Below are 21,045 nucleotides of genomic sequence, written 5' to 3'. Positions count from 1 at the left end.
GCTTCGCCGCCAGCAAGAACGAACGATACGGAGACTTGAACGATGGGCAAACTGTCCCTCGCCGCGAAGATCACGCACGTGCCGTCGATGTACCTGTCGGAATTGCCCGGCAGGCATCACGGCTGCCGTGAAGCGGCGATCCGCGGCCATCAGCTGATCGGCGAGCGCTGCCGCGCGCTCGGCGTCGACACGATCGTCGTGTCGGACGTGCACTGGCTCGTCAATGCCGGCTATCACGTGAACTGCAATGCGCGGTTCGCGGGCACCTACACGAGCAACGAGCTGCCGCATTTCATCCGCGACATGGAGTACGCGTATCCGGGCAACCCGGCGCTCGGCAGGCTGATCGCCGAGACGGCCAGCGAACGCGGCATTGCGACGCGCGCGCACGAGATCGACAGCCTGGAACTCGAATACGGCACGCTCGTGCCGATGCGCTACATGAACGGCGACCAGCACTTCAAGGTCGTGTCGATCGCGGGCTGGTGCATGTGGCACACGCTCGACGAGAGCCGGCGCTTCGGCGAAGCGCTGCTCGAAGCGATCGAAAAAAGCGATTCGAACGTCGCGTTTCTCGCGAGCGGTTCGCTGTCGCACCGCTTCAACGACAACGGCAGCCCCGAGGAATCGATCCACCAGATCAGCCGCGAATTCTTCCGGCAGGTCGACCTGCGCGTGGTCGAGCTGTGGAAGCAGGGCGATTTCAAGACCTTCTGCGCGATGCTGCCCGAGTACAACACGCATTGTCACGGCGAAGGCGGCATGCACGACACGGCGATGCTGCTCGGCCTGCTCGGCTGGGATCGCTACAACAAGCCGGTCGAGATCGTCACCGATTATTTCGCGAGCTCGGGCACCGGGCAGATCAACGCGATCTTCCCGCTCGCCTGAGCGTCGCATCAACTATCCGGAGCGTTGCCATGCCACACATCGTCGTCGAATACACCGCGAACATCCGCGACGACGCGCGCATTCCCGCGCTGCTGCGCACCATCAACGCGACGCTGATCGCGCAGGGCGGCGTGTTTCCGACGGGCGGCATCCGCTCGCGCGCGATCGAGCTGCAGGATTACTGCGTCGCCGACGGCACGGAGGACGACGCATTCGTCCACGTGACGCTGAAGATCGGCTCGGGCCGCACCGATGCGCAGAAGAAGGCCGCGTGCGACGCGCTGTTCGACGCGATCAAGGCGCATTTCGCCGAGCTTTATGCGAAACGCTACCTTGCGCTGTCGATGGAGCTGACCGAGTTCAGCGAAAGCGGCTCGTACAAGCACAACAACATTCACGCCCGCTACAAGCGGGCCGGCTGAACCCCATTCCCGATCCGACCATGCTCGAACCCGCTCTCATCGACCAGCTCGCGCAGCGTCTGCACGACGCCGAACGCGAGCGCAAGCAGATCCGCCAGATCTCGCTCGACCATCCCGACATCACGATCGACGACGCGTATGCGATCCAGCGCGCGTGGGTGACCCTCAAGCTCGCGGAAGGCCGCACGCTGAAGGGGCACAAGATCGGCCTCACGTCGAAGGCGATGCAGAACACGTCGCAGATCGACGAGCCCGATTACGGCGCGCTGCTCGACGACATGTTCTTTGCCGACGGCGGCACGATCCCGACCGGGCGCTTCATCGTGCCGCGCGTCGAGGTCGAACTCGCGTTCGTGCTCGGCAAGCGGCTCTCGGGCCCGAACTGCACGATCTTCGACGTGTACGACGCGGTCGATTACGTCGTGCCGGCGCTCGAGATCATCGACGCGCGCAGCCAGTCGATCGACCCCGATACGAAACGGCCGCGCAAGGTGTTCGACACGATCGCCGACAACGCGGCGAACGCGGGCGTCGTGATCGGCGGGCGGCCGGTGCGGCCGCAGGACGTCGACCTGCGCTGGGTCGCGGCGATCATGTCGCGCAACGGCGTGGTCGAGGAAACGGGCGTCGCGGCCGGCGTGCTGAACCATCCGGCCAATGGCGTCGCGTGGCTCGCCAACCGGCTGGCGCGTTTCGACGTCGCGCTGGAACCGGGACAGATCGTGCTCGGCGGCTCGTTTACGCGGCCGTGCGCGGCGCGGCCGGGCGACACGTTCAGCGTGGATTACGGCCCGCTCGGGACGATCCAGTGCTACTTCGAGTGAGGTGAGTGAACAATGCAGATTCCGTCGAATGTGTTCAAGGCCGCGCTCGCGCGCGGCGACGCGCAGGTCGGGCTGTGGCTCGGTCTGGCGAATCCGTATAGCGCCGAAGTCGTTGCAGGCGCCGGTTTCGACTGGCTGCTGATCGACGGCGAACATGCGCCGAACACGGTGCCGACGATCCTCGCGCAGTTGCAGGCGATCGCGCCGTATCCGTCGCATCCGGTCGTGCGCGTGCCGTGGAACGACGCGGTGATCGTCAAGCAGGTGCTCGATCTCGGCGTGCAGACGCTGCTCGTGCCGATGGTGCAGAGCGCCGACGAAGCGCGCGCGGCGGTGGCTGCGACGCGTTATCCGCCGCACGGGATGCGCGGCGTTGGCAGTGCGCTGGCGCGTGCATCACGGTGGAATCGGGTGGGCGACTACCTGCATCGTGCGAACGACGAGATGGCCGTGCTCGTGCAGGTCGAGACACGGGCCGGGCTCGATGCGATCGATGCGATTGCGCGCGTGGAAGGTGTTGATGGTGTATTCATCGGGCCGGCTGACCTGGCCGCCGATCTCGGGCATCTCGGCAACCCCGGGCATCCGGACGTGCAGGCTGCGATCGATGGTGCGATCCGCTCGATCAAGGCGGCGGGGAAGGCGCCGGGGATTCTGAGCGCGGACGAAGCGGCCGCGCGGCGCTATCTGGAAGCGGGCGCGCTGTTCGTCGCGGTCGGGGTCGATACGACGCTGCTCGCGAGAAGTGCGGAGCGGCTGGCGGCGCAGTTCAAGGGGAAGGGCGGTGAGGTGGTGAAGAAGGGGGATGGGACGTATTGAACGAACGGACCGCTATATAAAGGGCGATATCAAATTTCGTTTATTGCGATTTTCGTTTGTTTCGAATAAAATCGCGTCATCCAGAACCCCGTTTGGAGCGCGCGATGCCTCACACCACGATGACCGAAACGATCTTGCCCGTCGAGCGCGAGATGCGGGCGGCTGTCGAAGGGCAGCGTGCGCTTGCTGCGTACCTGGCAACGCGAACGGATATACAGCGTATCCAGATCTTCGACGACGAAAATCGCGCGCATCAGGTCGAACTTCCGACCTCCGCGCTGCGTCTGCTGGTCGATATCCTCGCCGAGCTGGCCGATGGCAATGCGGTCAAGGTCGTGCCGGTCCATGCGGAACTGACGACGCAGGAAGCAGCCGATCTGCTCAATGTCTCTCGTCCGCACCTGATTAAGCTGCTGGAATCGAATGCATTGCCTCACCACAAGACTGGCAAGCATCGCCGCATACGATTTTCCGATCTGATGCGCTACAAGACGGAACGCGATCAGGCGAGCGCAGACGCAATGGAAGAATTGAGCCGGCAGGCGCAGAAGCTTGGGATGGGCTACGAATGACGAGTTCGCCATTCACGGCGGTCTATGATGCGTGCGTGCTTTATCCCGCTCCGCTACGCGATTTCCTGATGTGGCTTGCGTTGAGCGGCTGCTTCAGGGCCCGCTGGAGCAGCCGGATTCATGACGAGTGGAAGCGGAATCTGCTGCGAAACCGGGCCGACCTGACCGCTGCGCAACTCGACTGGACAGCAAGCCTGATGGATCGTGCAATACCCGATGCGCTAGTGACCGGATACGAAACGTTGATCGACGGGCTGACGCTGCCGGATCCGGGTGATCGACACGTGCTTGCTGCTGCGATCCGCTGCAACGCCAGTGTGATCGTAACGTTCAATCAAAAAGATTTTCCCGACGAGGTGTTGTCGATCTATGGTGTCGAAGCACAGCACCCGGATGTGTTTGCCGATAATCTTTTCGATCTCGAGCCGGCCGCGGTTGTCACTGCAGCCCGACGACAGCGCGAAACACTGAAGTATCCGCCAATGTTGGTGGATCATTATCTCGAGATCCTGCAGCGTCTGGGCATGGTTCAGACCTGCAAGGCCCTCGAAGCCTATCGGACGATCATCTGATTTGCCCTGGATACGGCAAGCCGGTTCGAGTTTCTTGCCCGGCGCAGGTTGTCACCGCGCATCGTTCTTCGATTTGCTCCCGTCTTCCATATATTTCCCCGGCGTCGTCCCCAACGCTCGCCGAAACATGTCGATGAACGCGCTCACGTTGTCGTACCCGAGATCGAGCGCGATCGTCGTCACCGGTACGTCATCGGCAATTCTCTCCAGCGCCCGTAACAGCCTGGCCTGCTGACGCCACTGCGCGAACGTCCGCCCCGTCTCGGCGACGAAGCGGCGGCTCATCGTCCGCGCACTGATGCCGGCCCATTCGGCCCATTCCTCCAGCCGCCGGTTGTCCGCGAGATCCGCGGCTAGCGCATCGGTGATCTTCACGAGCCGCGGGTCCTGCGGCCGGACCAGCCCCAGCGCCTCGACCTCCGATGCCGCGATTTCATCGAGGATCACGTCGACGATCCGCGTCTGCGCGGCATCCAGTTCCGAATCGCCCCAGCTGGCCGCGCGCTGCACGGCTTCGCGCAGCAGCGGCGTTGTGCGGATCGCGCGCGGGGTATCCGGCAGCGCCGCGCAGCGCGCTTCGGCGACGAACGCCGACCAACCGGAAATCGGCCCGAACGAATGCAACGAATGCCGGCAATGTGGCGGAATCCAGATCGCATGGATCGCCGGCACGACCCAGTCCTGGTCGTCGAGGCCGATCGTCAGCAACCCGCTCAGCGCGCCGACGAGTTGGCCGCGTGCATGCGCATGCGGCGGCGTGATGCGCGGGTCGCGTTGCGACAGCACGGCGGCGACCACGAACGGGCCATCGTCGGACGTAATGAATCGGGTGGGCAGGAGCGGATCGGACATGGCCGGATATCGGTATCGAATGGCAGTTATACCGGATATCGGCCGACTTCGTACGCCTACACTGCGTCTATCGATGACAACCGGAGTACGACGCGATGCGAGCTGAACAGATGCTTCCCGACCATGCCGACCGGATTGAAGCCGACGGAACGACGATCCGCAAGGGCACCGTCGGCGCGTTCCTGGTCAACGCACGGGTGCTGACAGACCCGAACGCAATATCCGCCGACCGGGCGCGCGCGGAGGCCGACGCGATCGACGCGTTGCCCGCGCTGCGGGCGCTCGGCCTGTTCGACGTACTGGAAGTGCGCGATCCGGCACTGCGCGCGTGGCTCGACGCACGCTGATGCGCACCGGAACCGTCGATCGAGATCCCCGAATCAAGGAGTCACCATGAAAGCAGCAGTCGTGACGGGCGCCGGCGAGCGTCCCGTTCATATGGAATTCGATGCGCCGCGCGCAATGCCGGGCCACAGCCTGATCGACGTGACGGCGTCCGCACTGAGCCGGATCGCACAGGCACGTGCGTCCGGCAAGCACTACTCGTCGGACGCACGCTATCCGTTCGTCGTCGGCGTCGACGGCGTTGGCCGCCTCGACGATGGTCAACGTGTCTACTTCTTCGGTGCGCCTGCGCCGTTCGGCGCGATGGCCGAACGCACGATCGCGCCCGATACGCAATGCGTGCCGCTGCCGGATACGCTCGACGACGTCACGGCCGCGGCGATCGCGATTCCCGGGATGTCGTCGTGGGCGGCGCTGAGCGAACGCGCGCGGCTCGTCGCGGGCGAGACGGTGCTCGTCAATGGCGCGACGGGTACGTCGGGGCGGCTGGCGGTGCAGATCGCGAAGCATCTCGGCGCCGCGAAGGTGATCGCGACAGGCCGCAACGCGGCTGCGCTGCAGGCTTTGCTGAATGCCGGTGCGGATGCCGTCGTGTCGTTGCAGCAGGACGATGAGCATCTGGCGCGTGCGCTCGAACCGCATTTCCGCGCGGGCGTGGACGTCGTGCTCGATTATCTGTGGGGCGCCAGCGCGCAGACGCTGCTGGTGGCAGCCGCGAAGGCGACCCCCGATGGCCGTCGGCTGCGTTTCGTGCAGATCGGCTCGATCGGCGGCGCGGACGTGCTGTTGCCGGGGGCCGTGCTGCGGGCGACTGCAATTGAACTGATGGGTAGCGGCATCGGCAGCGTGTCGCTGCCGCGCTTGCTGGCGTCGGTGCGAGGCGTGTTCGACGCGGCCGGGCCGGCGGGTCTTTCGATCGACACGCGCACGGTGCCGTTGTCGAACGTCGGTGAACACTGGAGCGATGCGAACAGTCTCGTGCGTCCGGTGTTCACGATGCACGGCGCGTGAGCGGCGATCGCAATACGGCGGGCCGGATGCGGCGTGACGGTTGAACTGCGCGGCGGCGGTTGGCATGTCTGCCGTCATGCCGCCGCACGTGGCGTGGAAAGGAGGGCGGGCGGTCGACCGACCGCTGCCGCCCGCGGGCTCGGGCATCAGAACCGCTGCTGAATCCCCGCCGTGACACCGACCTGCGTCGTGCCGTAGCCCGCGAAATCGCGCGACACGCCGACCTTCTGGTCGTGCTTCGCGATTGCGAACGCACCGGCCGCGTACAGCACCGTGCGCTTCGACAGCGCGTAGTTCGCGCGCACCGACACCAGCGTCGGATCGGCATCGCTGCCGCCCTTGATGTTCTGGTGATAGACGGCCGCGATCATCGAGAACGTCGGCGTGAACTGGTACGACCCGCCGAGCCAGACCATGTCGCTCAACTGGTTCGCGGCGCTCGTGTGATACGTGCGTCGATAGTTGCGATAGCCGGCCATCGTCTTCAGGTTGCCGAAGTCGTAGCTCAGGCCCGCGTGGATGCCCTGGATATAGTTGACGGTATCGGCCGGCGTGACGCTGTCGGCCGCGCCGTTTTGCCGGTCGAACGTGACAACCGCCGCGAACGGGCCTTTCTCGTAGCCGAGCGCGAAGTCGTACTTCGAGCTGGTCTTGACGCTGCCCGGCACGTTGCCGAAGCCGTACAGCGCGCCGAACTTGAAGCCGCCGAACTCGCCGTCGTAGCGCACGGCGTTCGACGAACGCGTGAAGAGGCCGTCCTTGCGGCCGCCGGTCGCCATCGACGACGTTGCCCACGAGTAGTTCTGCGCGTAACCCATCGGGTCGAACGGCAGCATGTAGTCGTACGTGACGGTGAAGTTGCGGCCGAGCGACAGCTCGCCCCATTTGCCTTTCAGGCCGATCGTCGCGCGGCGCGCGAAGATCGAATCGGGACCGTCGTCGGACGCGCCGTTCGCGAGATCGATCCCGCTTTCGAGACGGAACACGGCCTTCAGCCCGCCGCCGAGATCCTCGACGCCGCGCAAGCCCCAGCGCGACGTGTTCTTGTTGCCGGATTTCAGCTTGAACGAATCGCCACCCTGCGGCGCCGCATGGTTCGTGTATTCGATGCCGGCATCCATGATCCCGTACATCGTGACCGACGACTGCGCGTGCGCGGCGCCTGCCGCAAGGCTGGCGACGGCGGCCGATCCGGTCAGGACGGCGGTGCGAAGGGAACGTTCTGCGCGTGACTTCATTGACGGTGTCTCCATGGTTTTTGTGGATGGGTGAAACGGATACGGATACGCGGCGCGCAGCAGCCCGCGGCGGGCGCCGGGAAGCGCCTGCCGACCGTGGGTCGGAACGGGATGTGCGCGGGACAGGCGCGAACTACGCGCTGGATGCATGCGCGGCGGCGCGTGGGCCGCCGCGCCCGGGTCAGCCCGCTTTCGCGAACGCCCAGCAGTCGATGGTCGGGAATTCGATCCAGTGCTTGCCGGCCGCACGCGGCACGTGGCCGAACGCGCGCAGGCGCATCTCGCCGCAATGGAACAGGTATTCCCAGCGGTCGCCGAGATACATCGACGTGACGAGGTCGGCCTGCAGCCGGTTCGCGCCAGGGCCGTCGGCGACCTGTACGCGTTCGAGGCGGATCACGGCCTGCGCATCCTGCCCCGGCGCGAACGTGTCGCGGGCCAGCGCCTGCAGTTCCCAGCCGTCGCCGGCAAGCGTCACGCGCTCGCCGTCGACGGCCGCGACGCGCGCGTCGATGCGGTTGTTGCTGCCCATGAACTCGGCCGTGTACAGCGAGCGCGGTGCACCGTACAGCTCGGCCGGCGTGCCTTCCTGCTCGATGCGGCCGTTGCGCAGCAGCAGGATGCGGTCGGACATCGCCATCGCCTCGGTCTGGTCATGTGTCACGCACAGGGCCGACAGCCCGAGCGACACGATCAGCTCGCGCAGCCACGCACGCGCTTCCTCGCGCAGCTTCGCGTCGAGGTTCGACAGCGGCTCGTCGAGGAGGATCACCGGCGGGTTGTAGACGAGCGCGCGCGCGATCGCGACACGCTGCTGCTGGCCGCCCGACAGCTGGTGCGGAAAGCGTTCGGCGAGGTGGCCGAGGCCGAGCTGGTCGAGCGCGGTCTGCACGCGGCGCTTCTGTTCGGCCGGCGCGACGCGGCGCAGCTTCAGCCCGTAACCGACGTTGTCGGCGACGGTGCGGTGCGGCCACAGCGCGTACGACTGGAACACGAGGCCGAGCGAACGCTGTTCGACGGGCAGGTCGACGCGCTGCGCGCCGTCGAAGAACACGCGGTCGTCGAGCTGGATGCGCCCGTCGGACGGCTGCTCGAGGCCGGCCACCGCGCGCAGCAGCGTGGTCTTGCCGCTGCCCGACGCGCCGAGCAGGCACACGACTTCGCCGGCCTTCAGTTCGAACGACACGCCCTTGAGGATCGGGTTGGCGCCGTAGCTGAGATGCAGGTCGTCGACGATGAGCTTATCCATGAAGTTTCACTCCGAAGCGCAGGGCCACGCCGAGACCGGCGCCGACCATCGCGATGTTGATGACAGAGAGCGCGGCGACCTGGTCGACGGCGCCGGTCGCCCACAGCGACACGAGCAGCGCGCCGATCACTTCGGTGCCGGGCGACAGCAGATAGACGGCGGTCGAGTATTCGCGCTCGAAGATCATGAAGATCAGGAGCCACGCGGCGAGCAGGCCGAAGCGCACGAGCGGCAGCGTCACGTCGAGCGACACGCGGCTGCGCGTCGCGCCGACGCTGCGGCCGGCTTCCTCGAGCTCCGGGCCGACCTGCAGCAGCGCGCTCTGGATCAGCCGCATCCCGTACGCGAGCCACACGACCGTGTACGCGATCCAGATGCTCCACATCGAGTTCTTCAGCTCGCGCAGGCCCGGCACGAACAGGAAGATCCACAGGAACGCGAGACCGGCGAGCAGGCCCGGCACCGCGCGCGGCAGCAGCACGAGGTAGTCGAGCAGCCTGGTCGCCCAGTCGTGGCGGCGATGGCCGGCGAACGCGACGAGCGAGTAGAAGCCGATCGCGAGCGCGCCGCCGATCACGCCGATGCCGAGCGTGTTGACGATCGCGCGCACCAGGTTGTCCTGCTCGAACAGCTCGATGAAGTTCGACAGCGTCAGTACTTCGGCGAGCGCCACGCCTTCGCCCCAGTTGGTCACGAACGCGCGCAGCACGATGCCCGAGATCGGCACGATCACGGTCAGCATCAGCCACAGCCCGACGATCGCGAGCGCGACCCAGCGCCACACGCCGAGCGGCAGCACCGTCGCGCGGCCGGCCTTGCCCTTCACGGTGACGAAGCGGTTCGCGGTCTTCAGCAGACGCCGCTGCAGCAGCACGAGCGGGAACGTGATCGCGACGATGCACACCGCGACCGCGGCCATCAGGTGGTATGACGGCACGCCGAGCTTGTTGGTCAGCTTGTACAGGTAGGTCGCGAGCACGAGATGGCCTTCCGGATCGCCGAGCACGAGCGGCAGCCCGAACACCTCGAAGCCGAGGAAGAACACGAGCACGCCGGCGAACAGCAGCGCGGGCATCGTCATCGGCAGGCTCACGTCGAGCGCGACTCGGAACGGCCGGGCCCCCGTCACGCGGGCGGCTTCCTCGACGTCCGAGCCGAGGTTGCGCAGCGCGGCCGACGAGTACAGGTACACGTGAGGCACGTGCGTGAGGCCGACGATCAGCGTGATCGCGAAGATCGAGTAGACGTTCCAGGGTACGTTCTGCACCCCGAACAGTCCCTTGAACCACACCGAGTAGAAACCGACCGGGCCGGCCGCGACCACGTAGCCGAACGCGAGCACCATCGGCGACACGAACACGGGCGTGAGCAGCAGCGGCTCGAGCCAGCGGCGGCCGGGCAGGTCGGTGCGCACCATCAGGAACGCGAGGATGCCGCCGAGCGGGATCGAAATGAACAGCATCCCGCCGGCGATGATGAACGAGTTCTTCACGGCCGCCCAGAAGTCCGGGTCGGTGAAGACGAAGCGGAAGCCCTCGATGCCGAGCGTCTTGTTCGCGTCGAAGAACGGCGCGGACAGCAGGCTCTGGAACAGGATGAAGCCGAGCGGCAGCGCGACCGCGACGGTGAGCACCGCGACGACGATCCAGCGCAGCATGCCGGCGAGCGGCTGCAGGCCGTTGGCCGGCAGCGCGGGAATCGCGCCGCCTTGGCCGGTGGTGGGCGGAACGGCCGGCGCCGTTCCGCGTGTGCTGGTTGAAAGCATGAGTTCACCCCTGCGGCCATCCGGATGGCCGCCTCTAGGAAGTCGGTAAGGGGAAGGGGCCGCCCGCGCGACGTGCGGCGGGCGGCCTATGGTCAGCCGATCAGCGACTCAGCGGCTCAGCGCTTGATCGACTGCTGCCATTGCTTCAGGAAAGCGAGGCGCTTCTGCTGGTCGAGATAGACGAGCAGGCCGGTGCCGATCTGGATCGGCTTCAGCGAATCGCCCAGTTCCTTCGTGAGGCTCGCGGCCGACGTTTCGCCCGTCACGTCCGCGCGGATCGCGTACAGGTTCGCCTGGTTCGCGATCAGCGTCTGGCCGCGCTTCGACAGCAGGTAGTCGACCCACAGCTTCGCGGCGTTCGGGTTCTTCGCCTTCTTCGACACGGTGGCGAGGCGGCTCACGACCTGCGTGTAGTCCTTCGGAAACACGTAGCCGATGGACTTGTCCTTCTTGGCCTTTGCGTACGCATACGAACCGATGATGTTGTAGCCGATCAGGTTCTCGCCCGACGAGATCCGCTCCATCATCGCGCCGGTGCTCGACTGCAGCTTCGGGCCGGTCGCGCCGATCGCCTTCACGAGCTCCCACGTGACCTTCTCGTTCACGTGCGCGTCCTGCGTCAGGTAGTTGAAGCCGACACCCGATTTCTCGATGTCGTAGGTCGTGACCTTGCCCTTGAACTTGTCGGCCTGCGTCGTGAGCAGCTTGATCAGGTCGGCGCGCGTCTTCGGCACCTCGTTCTCGGGGATCAGGCGCTTGTTGTAGACGATCGCGAGCGGCTCGAACGTCGTGCCGTACGCCTGCTTCTGGTATTGCGCCCAGTGCGGCACGTTGGCGCTTTCGGGCGAATCGTACGATGCCATCAAGCCGTCGTTGACGAGCTTGACCTGCAGGTCCATCGCCGAGCTCCACAGCACGTCGGCGCTGGTGCTGCTGGCCGCGTTCTCGCTGATGTAGCGGTTGTACAGCTCGGTGCTGTTCATATCGTTGTACTCGACCTTCACGCCGTACAGGCTTTCGAAGTCCTTGATCAGCGGGCGCACGAGGCCCGTGTCGGTCGTCGAGTAGACGATCAGCTTGCCTTCCTGCTTCGCGGCGTCCACCACACCCTGGTAGTTACCCGGATACCCGGCCGGAACCTGCGCGGCGGCGCCGCCGGCTGCGGTGCCCAGGACGATCGCCAGCGCGGCGGCGAGGTGCTTCGGTGCAAACGGCATGTCTTCCTCCAGTTACGCTTCTGTGTTGTTCGAGTGACGCGGATGTTAATTGCGAAGCACTTTCAGCCTGCTTTCATTTCGGTTCACAATAGCGTCCTTTGTGTCATGGATTTCCCGAGGTCCCCATGCGTGTGCTGCTCGTAGAAGACAACCCGAACCTGGCGCAGTCGCTGAACGACGCGCTGAGCGCCGCGCGCTTCGCGGTCGATCACATGGCGGACGGGGAGGCGGCGGATCACGTGCTGCGCACGCAGGACTACGCGCTGGTGATCCTCGATCTCGGGTTGCCGAAGCTCGACGGGCTCGAGGTGCTGCGGCGGCTGCGCGCGCGCCGCAATCCGGTGCCGGTGCTGATCCTCACCGCGCACGGCTCGGTGGAGGACCGCGTGAAGGGGCTCGATCTCGGGGCCGACGATTATCTCGCGAAGCCGTTCGAGCTGACCGAGCTGGAGGCGCGCGCCCGTGCGCTGATCCGGCGCAGCCTCGGCCACGAGCATTCGCTGGTCGAATGCGGGCCGCTGTCGTACGACAGCGTCGACCGCAGCTTCCGTCTCGCCGGCGAACCGCTGTCGCTCACGCCGCGCGAGCGTTCGGTGCTGGAGGTGCTGATCCTGCGCAATGGCCGCGCGATCAACAAGGAGACGCTGTCGGAGAAGATCTTCGGGCTCGACGAGTCGGTCAACGCCGATGCGATCGAGATCTACGTGTACCGGCTGCGCAAGAAGCTGGAGAACACCGGCATCGCGATCGTCACGCTGCGGGGGCTCGGGTATCTGCTCGAAGCGAAGGCGCTGGCATGACCTGCCGCCCGAACCTGCGCACGCAAGTCGCGCTGTGGCTGCTGCTGCCGCTGCTCGGCCTGCTCGCGCTCGACTCGTGGCTCACGTACCAGCGCGCGATGAGCGCCGCGCACGTCGCGTTCGACCGCACGCTGTCGTCGTCGCTGAAGTCGATCCGCGAAGGCGTGCGGCTCAACGAGGGCGAGATCGAGATCGACCTGCCGTATCTCGCGCTCGAGATGTTCGAGTCGGGCGACGGCGGCAAGATCTACTACCTGATCCGCGAGGACAACGGTCACACGATCACGGGCTATCCGGACCTGCCGCTGCCGCAGGGCGACGGCGCGCTATTCGCCACGCGCTACTACGACGTCGTCTATCGCGGCGAGCAACTGCGCATGGCCGCGCTGCGCGTGCCGGTGCACGACGTGCCGACCGCGCAGACGCGCATCGTGTGGGTCATGGTTGGCGAGACGATCGAGGCGCGCCAGGCGCTCGCGCGCGAGATCCTGATGGGCTCGCTGCTGCAGGAGGGGCTGCTGGTCGTGCTCGCGCTCGGGATCGTGTGGCTCGGCGTCGGGCGCGGGCTGCGGCCGCTGAACCGGCTGTCGGCGACGGTCGCCGCGCGCAGCGACGGCGATCCGACGCCGCTCGACACCGGCGGCATGCCGAGCGAGCTTGCGCCGCTCGTCGAGTCGATCAATCAGTACATTGGCCGCACGCAGCGGATGCAGGTCGCGCGGCGGCGCTTCTTCGCGGATGCGGCCCATCAGCTGAAGACGCCGCTCGCTGCCGTGCAGGCCGGCGTCGAGCTGGCATTGCGGCCCGACGAGCAGCCGCGCGTGAACGTGCATCTGCGGCGCGTGAACGGCGCAGTGCGGCAGGCCGCGAAGATCGTCCAGCAGCTGCTGTCGCTGTCGCGGCTCGATTCGGACAGCGGCCATGCGGTCGCGCACCAGCCGGTCGCGCTGCACCGGCTCGCGCGCAGCGTGACGCTCGACTGGTCGCCGGTCGCGCGCTCGCGCGACATCGACCTGGGATTCGAGCACGAGGCCGATGTCGACGTGCTCGGGCAGGCGGACCTGCTCGGCGAAATGATCGGCAACCTGGTCGACAACGCGATCCGCTACGCGGGCGACCGCGCGGTGATCACGGTGCGCGTGTCGCGCGACGGTGAGCATGCGCGGCTCGACGTGATCGACAACGGGCCGGGCATTCCGGCCGGCGAGCGCGACGCGGTGTTCGAGCGCTTCCATCGCGGCAGCAAGACGCAGACGGTCGAAGGCACCGGGCTCGGGCTGTCGATCGTGCGCGAGATCGCGCGCGTGCATCTGGGCAGCGTGGTGCTCGCCGATGCGGCGGGCGGCGGGTTGATCGTGACGGTGACGCTGCCGACCGTGCGGGTGGCGCAGTAGCGCTCGCTCGCGGTGGCGGCAAGCGCGGCAGGCGCCGCGCCCGCCGCGTCGTTCAATCGCCGAATCCGATCTCCGCTTCGACCGCTTGCCCGACCTCGAGCCACGCGCCCGCCCCTTCGACGACGATCGCGTTGATGCCGAACGTCAGCGCGTCTTCGTAGTTCGGGTTCGCACGATAGGTCTGCATCGTGTCGGTCGGCTCGTGCGGCCAGTCCGGGTTCGGCGCGCCGGTCACCTGGTCGATCGTCGGCATCGGGCAGCGCGTGCACAGCTTCACGAGGCGCAGCCGCACGGGCGTCGCGCCTTCGGCGTCGAGATGTTCGACGAAATCCTCTTCGTACGCCTCGAGATCCGACACGACGATGTTCGGGCGGAAGCGGTTCATCGGGATCGCCGGCGCGCCTTTCGCGACGAGCTTCGCATTCAGGTCGTCGAGCGACGACTGGCCGATCACGAGCAACGGATAGCCGTCCGCGAACTGCGTGTGCGTGTCGATGTCGCCGGTCCACTTGCGGTTGCAGCCGCGGCGCGCATCCGCGCCGAAGCGCGCGAGCTTCGTGGGCGTGCCGAGGAATTCGGTGAGCCATGCGGCCGTTTCGGCGCCCGTGTCGATCGCGTCGACGGTGTCGCGCCAGACGGTCGCGGCCATCTTCGGCGTAGCGGGCGTCGCGTCGCCGTCGAGCGGGGTACGGAGCTCGCGCATGCCCGGCGCGTTCAGCACGAGCGCGTCGCTGTCGAGCGCGGTGCGGATCAGCGCGAGGCGCGGGTGCGTGCGCTGCGTGATCATCATCCCGTCGGGGGTGGTGATCAGCCAGTGGCGATCGTACGCGAGGCCCGTTTCGAGCAGCTGCGCGCGCGACAGCGCGATGCCGGCGCAGGACTTGATCGGGTAGACGAAGAGTTCGGAGATGGCTGGCATGACGCTGGCTGCAGGCGGGATGGACGAACCGCGATTGTGCCAGATCATGCGCAAGCCGTTTGGGCGGTTGCGCGCCGCCGCGCGGTCGGTCACGCCAGCGGAAAGCCCAGGTCGAAGGTCGTGCGCACGTCGAGCGGCTGGCGCAGCAGCCCGGCCTTCAGGTAGAAGTCTGCGGTGCGCTGCTGCCCGGCGATCACGGCCGCGTCGATCGGTTGCCAGCGCGTGTTGCGGCGCTCGAACTGCAGCTTCGCGGCCGCTGGCGGGATGCCGATGATGCGCGCGAGCGCCGCGGAATATGCGTCGGCGTGCCGGTACGACCAGACCTGCGCGCGCACGACACGTTGCAGGAAGTCGTGCAGCACGTCGCGCTTCGATGCGAGCGCGGCGTCGGTCGCCGCGACGTAGCTGAGGCCCGACCACAGGCCGCGGCCGTTGACCAGCACGCGCGCGCGGCCGCTCGTTTCCGCGAGTGCGGTATAGGGTTCCCACGTCGCCCATGCGTCGATCGATCCGGTTGCGAGCGCAAGCATCGTGTCGGCCGGCGGCAGGAAGCGGAACGACACGGCGTCCGGCGGCAGGCCGGCCGCGTCGAGTGCCTTCAGCGTGACGAAATGGCCGATCGAGCCGCGCGTGGTGCCGATGCGCTTGCCTTTCAGGTCGGTCGCGTCTTTCAGCGTCGCGTCGGGCCGCACGAGCACGGCGGTGCCGTACGGGTCGGAACGGTTCGCGCCGATCACCTTGATGCGGGCGCCCGACGCGAGCGCGAAGATCACCGGCGCGTCGCCGATCGGCCCGCAATCGACAGCTGCCGCGTTCAGCGCTTCGGCCAGCGGCGCGGCGGCCGGGAACTCGGTCCACGCGATGTCGTACGCGAGGCCGTTCAGTTCGCCGGCGGCTTCGAGCAGCGCGCGCAGCCCGCCTTTCTGGTCGCCGGCACGCAGCAGCGGGCGCGCGCCCGCTTGCGCGTGCAGCGCGGCCGGCGCCAGGGTGACGGCGGCGAGGGCGCTGGCCTGCGCGAGGAAGTGGCGTCGGGTCGGATTCATCGTGAAGTGGGTTCGGTCGGAAAATGGGTTCGGGAATTCAGTGCGGCAGTCCGGCCTGCACGTCGCGCACGGGTTCGGCGTCCACACGCAGCAGCAGCGCGGTCAGCGGATCGACGTTCGCGGCGGCAGCCGACGGTCGCGCGACAGCATCCGCGCGGCACAGCAGGTCGTCGGCCGACCAGCCCGCGCTGCCCGGCAACGCCCGTGCCCGCAGCCAGCCGCGCCGGTCGGCGAGCAGTTGCGTGCCGCCGAACGCGTCGGGCGGCACGCCCGCGATCGTCGCGAACGCTTGCCAGGCATCGGGCGTCGATGCGACGCAGTTCGCGCGTGTGCCGGTTGCCGGTGGCGCGGTCGTCGCGCCCGCGGTGACGAGCAGCGTCTGCCAGCGCGGGTCTTCTTGCGGCGGCGTGCCGCCCGGCGCGAGCGCGACGATGCGCACGCGCTGGCCTTCGCGCCAGCGGGCGAGCGGTTGCGGCGCGGCGCTGCCGCAGCGCACGTCGAGCGCCGGCAGCGGGACGGGCACGGGCCACGCGCCTTCGGCCTGCGCGCCGCTGCCGGCCGACAACGCTTTCAGGTAGTCGAGCACGGCCCAGGTGTCGGCGGTGTCGAGCGTCGCTGCATAGCCTGGCATCGACGGCGCCCCGTGCGCGTCGCGCGTGCCGTGCTGCACGCGCCAGTACAGCTCGCCGTCGAGCCGGCGGGCGAGCAGCGCGCCCGCGAAGGTCGGCGGCCAATGCGCGAGCGTCGCCGCGAGCGGCCCTTCGCCGCGGCCATCCGCGCCATGACAGGCCGCGCAATGCTGCGCATACAGGTGCGCGCCATGCATCACGTTCGCCACGGCAAACGGCGCGGGACTGCGCTGGAAACTCGTCGGCACCGCCGGCGCGAGCCACTGCGATGCCGGCGGCCACGGCGCGAACCACGCAGCGGCCAGCGCGGCGATCGCCGACACCGCACGCCACTTGCGCGAAGCGATCGCGACGCAGCCCAGCGCCACGGCGAGCGCGGTCGCGGCCACCGCGACCGCGAGCTGTCGCGTGAGCCCCGCGTCGATGCGCAGCGTTTCGAGCGCGATCCGGTGCGCCCACGGCCACGCGGCCTGCCCGTCCGCGTCGCCGGTCAGGCCGGCCGCATGCAGCACGCGCGCCAGCGCGACCTGCGCGCGATACAGAAGTTGCAGGAACAGCAGCGCCCAGTCGGCGAACGGCGGCGCGTTCATCGACTCGGCCGTTGCCGCGAACCGGCAATCCCGTGAACGACACCACGCATCTACCAGCTCGCATCGAGTCCGAGATGCCGCAGCGCTTCATGGCGCAGCTCGGCGAGACGCGGGTCGCCGCGATGGCGCGGATAGGGCAGGTCGACGTGCAGTTCCGCGACGATGCGTGCGGGACGCGGCCCGAACACGATTACGCGCTGCGCGAGAAACAGCGCTTCCTCGACATCGTGCGTGACGAGCAGCGATGAAAACCCGTCGCGCTGCCACAGCGCGGTCAGTTCGGCCTGCATCGTGAGCCGCGTCAGCGAATCGAGCTTGCCGAGCGGCTCGTCGAGGATCAGGAGGCGCGGATCGTTGACCAGCGCGCGGGCGAGTGCGACACGCTGCGCCATCCCGCCCGACAACTGATGCGGAAACACGTTTGCGAATTCCTGCAGCCCGACGCGCGCGAGCGCATCGTCGACGCGATGCTGCGCGGTGCGCGCCACGCCGCGTGCTTCGAGGCCGAGTGCGACGTTCGCGCGCACGCGGCGCCACGGATAGAGCGTCGGATCCTGGAACACGACGATGCGTGACGGATCGGGCCGCTCGATCGGCGCGCCGTCCTGCGCGATCGTGCCCTGCGACGCGGCTTCGAGGCCGGCAACGAGCCGCAGCAGCGTCGATTTTCCGCAGCCGCTCGGGCCGAGCAGCGCGACGAATTCGCCGGCCGCGACCGACAGCGTGACGTCGTCGAGCACCGGCAGCGGGCCGCCGGGGCCGTCGAACGCATGGCTCACGCGACGAATGTCGATGCGCGCGCCGCGCGGCGCCGCCGCGTTGGGCGCGGCGGGCGGCGTGGCGACGGACGGTTCGAGAACGGCGGCGCTTACCATTTGACGGTTCCTTTCTGCCAGGCGAGCACACGGTCGCGCACCGCGAACAGCAGCGCGATCAGCCCGGAAAACAGCAGCGCCATCACGATCAGCGCCGCATACATGTTCACGTACGATGCCCAGCCCTGCGCCCAGCTCAGGTACCAGCCGAGCCCCGACTTGACGCCCATCATCTCGGCGACGACGAGCACCGTGAACGACGCGCTCAGCCCCATGAAGATGCCGACGAACACGTGCGGCAGCGCGGCCGGAATGGCGACGCGCAACACGAGGAAGCGCGCGTTCGCGCCGAGCGTGCGTGCGACGTCGTAGTACTGCCGGTTCACGCTCGCGACGCCCGACCACGTCAGCACCGCGACCGGGAAGCCGGTCGACAGCGCGATCAGGAACGCGGCGGCCGAGTAGCTGGTCGGGAAGAAATAGAAGGTGAGCGGCAGCAGCGCGGTGGCCGGCACGGGGCCGAGCACGCGCAGCACCGGATGCACCCAGTAGCCGATGCGGCGCGACCAGCCGATCGATACGCCGACCGCGAACCCGACCGCGACGCCGTATGCGAACCCGAGCGCGAGCAGCTTCAGCGTATTGCCGGCGCTGCCGACGAGGCGCGGCCAGTCGTCGACGTAGACCTCGATCAGCGCCTGCGGCGGCGCGAAGAACGGCGTCGGCAGCCAGCCGGTCTTGGCGGTGACGATTTCCCACACGGCCAGCACGAGCGGCAGCGCGACGAGCCATGGGCCGGCCGGCCGCACGCGGGCGAGCCGCGCGCGGGTGGCCGGCACGCGATGGCCGAGCGTCGCGGCGGCCAGCAGCAGCGCGGCGATCGCCCATGCGGCGGTGCCGAACGTGTCGGTGTACGCCCAGTCGGTGAAGCCGACGACGCGGTTCGGCCACAGGTGCGTGACCGCGCCGAGTGCGGCCCATGCGAGCGCGGCAACGACGCCGGTGGGCCAGGTGCGTGCGCGGCGGGCTTCGGCAGCTAGCGTCGCGTCGCAGGCCGTGCACGCGATGCGGGGCGACGAAGCCGTGGCGGTTCCGGTGCCGGCTGCGACCGGTGCGGTGCGCGTGGGGGACACGTGTTCGAGCGTCGACATCGCGTCACCCCAGCACGTTCGCATAGACCTGCTGCGCGAAGCGCTGCGGGTCGGTGCTCTTCTTCAGCACGCTGATGCGGCGGAAATCGTCCGCATAGAACGCGATTTCCTGCTGCAGGTCGACGTTGGTCGGGTGGTGCGTGTAGGTCAGCGTCGCGTACAGCTTGCGCAGGTCTTCCGGGCTGATCTTCGGCGAATACTTCGCGAACGCCTTCGCGGCTTCGTTCGGGTTGTCGTGCGTGTACTCGGTGGCCTGCACGATCGAGCGCGCGAGCGCGGCGGCGGCCGGCCGGTCGTTGCGCACGAGCTCGCCGCGCGCGCCGATCACGCAGCACACCTTGCGCGCGTATTCGCCGGACAGGTTCGTCGCGAGTTCCGTATACGCGCCGTTGCTGCGTTTCTCGAGCAGGTAGAGGTTCGGGTCGCCATCGGCGATGGCCTGGATCTCGCCCTTGTCGACCGCGACGCCGAGCAGGTCGGCCGGATACTGCCGCCACGTGATGTCGCGCTCGGGATCGATGCCGTTCTTCGCGAGCAGGATCGAGAAGAAATGCTTGCCGGGCGCGGCGAGGTCGCTGACGCCGACCGTCTTGCCCTTCAGCGCCTGCAGCGTCGTGACGCCGGCCGTCTTCGAGCCGAGCAGCCGCACGCAGCCGCCGTGCGAGCTGCCGATGATCTTCACGTCGAAGCCGGCTTCGAGCGGCTTCAGCCAGCGGTGGATCATCCCGACCGCCGCGTCGGCCTTGCCGGTCGCGATCGATTCGAGCAGCTGGTCGGTCGACCCGCTGTAGTTGATCAGCTCGACCTTCAGCCCGTTCTTCTCGAAGAAGCCGTGCTCCTGCGCGACGACGATCGGCGTCAGGCAGAACGCGTTCTGGTTCCACGCGAACGTCAGCTTCTTCAGCGGTGGCGCGGACCAGGCCTTGCGGCCGAGCGTGATCGCCGGCGCGGCGAGCGCGGCGGCGCCGGCCGCGCGCAGCAGCCGGCGGCGTGTGGGGTCTTGCGCGCCGGTCGGCGCGGGTGCGGTGGTATCGGTCATGCGGTGGTCTCCGGTTCCGGTCGTGCGGAAGGGCGCTCAGTCGAGCAGGTCGGGTTCGTCGGCGACGACGCGTGCGAACAGGCTGTCGAACGCATGCAACGCGCCGTCGGGGCCGCCGATCTGACCGTGCGTGTGTTGCGCGGTCGCGTGATCGATCGGTTGCGGCGTGCCGGCCGCTTCGGCCAGCAACTGCGTGTGCGCGACGTTGTCGAGCGCGATGTACCACCACGCGGCGGCCTCGACCGTCGGGCCGGCTGTCAGGATCCCGTGGTTCTTCAGGATCACGCCCTTGTGCGTGCTGCCGTCGGGCTTCGCGAGCGTGTGTGCGATCCGCGCACCTTCGCTCGTATCGACGACCATCCCGGTGAAGTCGTCGAACAGTGCATGGTCCTCGTAGAACACGCATGCGTCCTGCGTCAGCGGGTCGAGCGGGCGGCCGAGCGTCGACCACGCCTTGCCGTAGGTCGAATGCGTATGCGCGGCGGCGACGACGTGCGGATGCGCGTCGTGGATCGCCGCATGGATCGCGAATGCGGCCTTGTTCAGCGGCCGGCTGCCGATCGCGGTTTCGCCGCGCGCGTTGACGAGCAGCAGGTCGGACACCTTGATCTGCGAGAAATGCACGCCGAGCGGATTCACCCAGAAGTGGTCGGGCAGCTCCGGATCGCGCGCGGTGATGTGGCCGGCGAGCCCCGACGCGAAGCCGAAGCGCGCGAACAGGCGAAACGCGGCCGCGAGGCGCTCCTGCCGGTGGCGGCGTTCGACGGCGACGTCGAAGCGCGGCGCGGGCGGATCGAACCAGAAATGCTGGCGCGGCGTGTCGGCGAGCGCGAGGCCCGACGCGGTGCGCGTGGGCGACGCAGAAGACAGGACGGCGGACATGGCATG

Annotated in this window: 22 protein-coding genes; 10 read left to right on the top strand and 12 right to left on the bottom strand. The window is 68.0% G+C overall.

The features are described 5' to 3' along the window. Positions 1–42: 42 nt before the first annotated feature. The 6 genes from hpaD (at position 43) to GEM_RS21680 (ending at position 4,100) form a co-directional block, all read left to right on the top strand. Positions 43–891, top strand: coding sequence for a 3,4-dihydroxyphenylacetate 2,3-dioxygenase (gene hpaD, locus GEM_RS21705; RefSeq protein WP_014899543.1), 849 nt, complete (start codon positions 43–45; stop codon positions 889–891). Positions 892–920: 29 nt separating this feature from the next. Continuing rightward, positions 921–1,313, top strand: a complete 393-nt coding sequence (locus GEM_RS21700; RefSeq protein ID WP_014899542.1) for a 5-carboxymethyl-2-hydroxymuconate Delta-isomerase — start codon at positions 921–923, stop codon at positions 1,311–1,313. Between the two features lie 20 nt (positions 1,314–1,333). Continuing rightward, a complete protein-coding gene (gene hpaH / locus GEM_RS21695) occupies positions 1,334–2,137 on the top strand; it encodes a 2-oxo-hept-4-ene-1,7-dioate hydratase (RefSeq protein ID WP_014899541.1) in 804 nt (267 codons plus the stop codon). Between the two features lie 12 nt (positions 2,138–2,149). After that, positions 2,150–2,956 carry a 4-hydroxy-2-oxoheptanedioate aldolase gene (gene hpaI / locus GEM_RS21690; RefSeq protein ID WP_014899540.1) on the top strand — a complete coding sequence of 269 codons (807 nt, stop codon included), beginning with the start codon at positions 2,150–2,152 and terminating at the stop codon, positions 2,954–2,956. A 104-nt stretch (positions 2,957–3,060) separates the two neighbouring features. Then, entirely contained in the window at positions 3,061–3,528 is a 468-nt protein-coding gene (locus GEM_RS21685) for a helix-turn-helix domain-containing protein (protein WP_014899539.1), read from the top strand. Further along, positions 3,525–4,100, top strand: a complete 576-nt coding sequence (locus GEM_RS21680) for a PIN domain-containing protein (protein WP_014899538.1) — start codon at positions 3,525–3,527, stop codon at positions 4,098–4,100. Before GEM_RS21685 ends, GEM_RS21680 begins: the two co-directional genes overlap by 4 nt. A gap of 51 nt (positions 4,101–4,151) precedes the next feature. Here GEM_RS21680 and GEM_RS21675 read toward each other — a convergent pair whose 3' ends face one another. Continuing rightward, positions 4,152–4,952: an AraC family transcriptional regulator gene (locus tag GEM_RS21675; RefSeq protein WP_014899537.1), complete on the bottom strand. Its 801-nt coding sequence runs from the start codon at positions 4,950–4,952 to the stop codon at positions 4,152–4,154. 95 nt (positions 4,953–5,047) lie between these two features. Between GEM_RS21675 and GEM_RS21670 the strand changes: the two genes are divergently transcribed. Beyond that, on the top strand, positions 5,048–5,299 hold the full coding sequence (locus tag GEM_RS21670) for a hypothetical protein (protein ID WP_014899536.1): 252 nt from the start codon (positions 5,048–5,050) through the stop codon (positions 5,297–5,299). Positions 5,300–5,345: 46 nt separating this feature from the next. Beyond that, a complete protein-coding gene (locus tag GEM_RS21665) occupies positions 5,346–6,308 on the top strand; it encodes a quinone oxidoreductase family protein (protein ID WP_014899535.1) in 963 nt (320 codons plus the stop codon). A gap of 146 nt (positions 6,309–6,454) precedes the next feature. On the opposite strand, the gene GEM_RS21660 is transcribed toward GEM_RS21665, so the two are convergent. The 4 genes from GEM_RS21660 to GEM_RS21645 all read right to left on the bottom strand — a co-directional run bounded on the left by GEM_RS21660 (position 6,455) and on the right by GEM_RS21645 (position 11,777). Then, positions 6,455–7,546, bottom strand: a complete 1,092-nt coding sequence (locus GEM_RS21660) for a porin (RefSeq protein ID WP_014899534.1) — start codon at positions 7,544–7,546, stop codon at positions 6,455–6,457. Between the two features lie 181 nt (positions 7,547–7,727). Continuing rightward, positions 7,728–8,795 carry an ABC transporter ATP-binding protein gene (locus GEM_RS21655; RefSeq protein WP_014899533.1) on the bottom strand — a complete coding sequence of 356 codons (1,068 nt, stop codon included), beginning with the start codon at positions 8,793–8,795 and terminating at the stop codon, positions 7,728–7,730. Further along, the gene (locus tag GEM_RS21650; protein ID WP_014899532.1) at positions 8,788–10,560 is read right to left on the bottom strand and encodes an ABC transporter permease; all 1,773 of its coding nucleotides are present in this window, start codon (positions 10,558–10,560) and stop codon (positions 8,788–8,790) included. Before GEM_RS21650 ends, GEM_RS21655 begins: the two co-directional genes overlap by 8 nt. Before the next feature lie 116 nt (positions 10,561–10,676). Continuing rightward, positions 10,677–11,777 (bottom strand): ABC transporter substrate-binding protein, encoded by a 1,101-nt coding sequence (locus tag GEM_RS21645; protein WP_014899531.1) that lies wholly within the window; start codon positions 11,775–11,777, stop codon positions 10,677–10,679. A 125-nt stretch (positions 11,778–11,902) separates the two neighbouring features. Here GEM_RS21645 and GEM_RS21640 point away from each other — a divergent pair, with 125 nt between their 5' ends. Next, on the top strand, positions 11,903–12,577 hold the full coding sequence (locus tag GEM_RS21640) for a response regulator (RefSeq protein ID WP_014899530.1): 675 nt from the start codon (positions 11,903–11,905) through the stop codon (positions 12,575–12,577). Further along, positions 12,574–13,971, top strand: coding sequence for a sensor histidine kinase (locus GEM_RS21635; protein WP_014899529.1), 1,398 nt, complete (start codon positions 12,574–12,576; stop codon positions 13,969–13,971). Before GEM_RS21640 ends, GEM_RS21635 begins: the two co-directional genes overlap by 4 nt. Positions 13,972–14,023: 52 nt before the next feature. Here GEM_RS21635 and GEM_RS21630 read toward each other — a convergent pair whose 3' ends face one another. The 7 genes from GEM_RS21630 to GEM_RS21600 form a co-directional block, all read right to left on the bottom strand. Then, entirely contained in the window at positions 14,024–14,890 is an 867-nt protein-coding gene (locus tag GEM_RS21630) for an MOSC domain-containing protein (RefSeq protein WP_014899528.1), read from the bottom strand. Positions 14,891–14,979: 89 nt separating this feature from the next. After that, on the bottom strand, positions 14,980–15,933 hold the full coding sequence (locus GEM_RS21625) for an ABC transporter substrate-binding protein (protein WP_014899527.1): 954 nt from the start codon (positions 15,931–15,933) through the stop codon (positions 14,980–14,982). A 37-nt stretch (positions 15,934–15,970) separates the two neighbouring features. After that, on the bottom strand, positions 15,971–17,152 hold the full coding sequence (locus tag GEM_RS21620; protein WP_014899526.1) for a c-type cytochrome: 1,182 nt from the start codon (positions 17,150–17,152) through the stop codon (positions 15,971–15,973). Between the two features lie 50 nt (positions 17,153–17,202). Continuing rightward, on the bottom strand, positions 17,203–18,027 hold the full coding sequence (locus tag GEM_RS21615; RefSeq protein ID WP_014899525.1) for an ABC transporter ATP-binding protein: 825 nt from the start codon (positions 18,025–18,027) through the stop codon (positions 17,203–17,205). Beyond that, entirely contained in the window at positions 18,021–19,118 is a 1,098-nt protein-coding gene (locus GEM_RS21610; protein WP_014899524.1) for an ABC transporter permease, read from the bottom strand. Before GEM_RS21610 ends, GEM_RS21615 begins: the two co-directional genes overlap by 7 nt. 4 nt (positions 19,119–19,122) lie before the next feature. Next, complete coding sequence (locus tag GEM_RS21605; RefSeq protein ID WP_014899523.1) at positions 19,123–20,157, bottom strand: ABC transporter substrate-binding protein; 1,035 nt, start codon at positions 20,155–20,157, stop codon at positions 19,123–19,125. A gap of 36 nt (positions 20,158–20,193) precedes the next feature. Continuing rightward, complete coding sequence (locus GEM_RS21600; RefSeq protein WP_014899522.1) at positions 20,194–21,039, bottom strand: class II aldolase/adducin family protein; 846 nt, start codon at positions 21,037–21,039, stop codon at positions 20,194–20,196. Positions 21,040–21,045 lie beyond the last annotated feature (6 nt).

Origin of the sequence: Burkholderia cepacia GG4 (assembly GCF_000292915.1) — a bacterium.
Taxonomy (GTDB): domain Bacteria; phylum Pseudomonadota; class Gammaproteobacteria; order Burkholderiales; family Burkholderiaceae; genus Burkholderia; species Burkholderia cepacia_D.
Note: the sequence above shows the minus strand (reverse complement) of the source record. Positions and strands in the feature narration are given on the sequence as shown.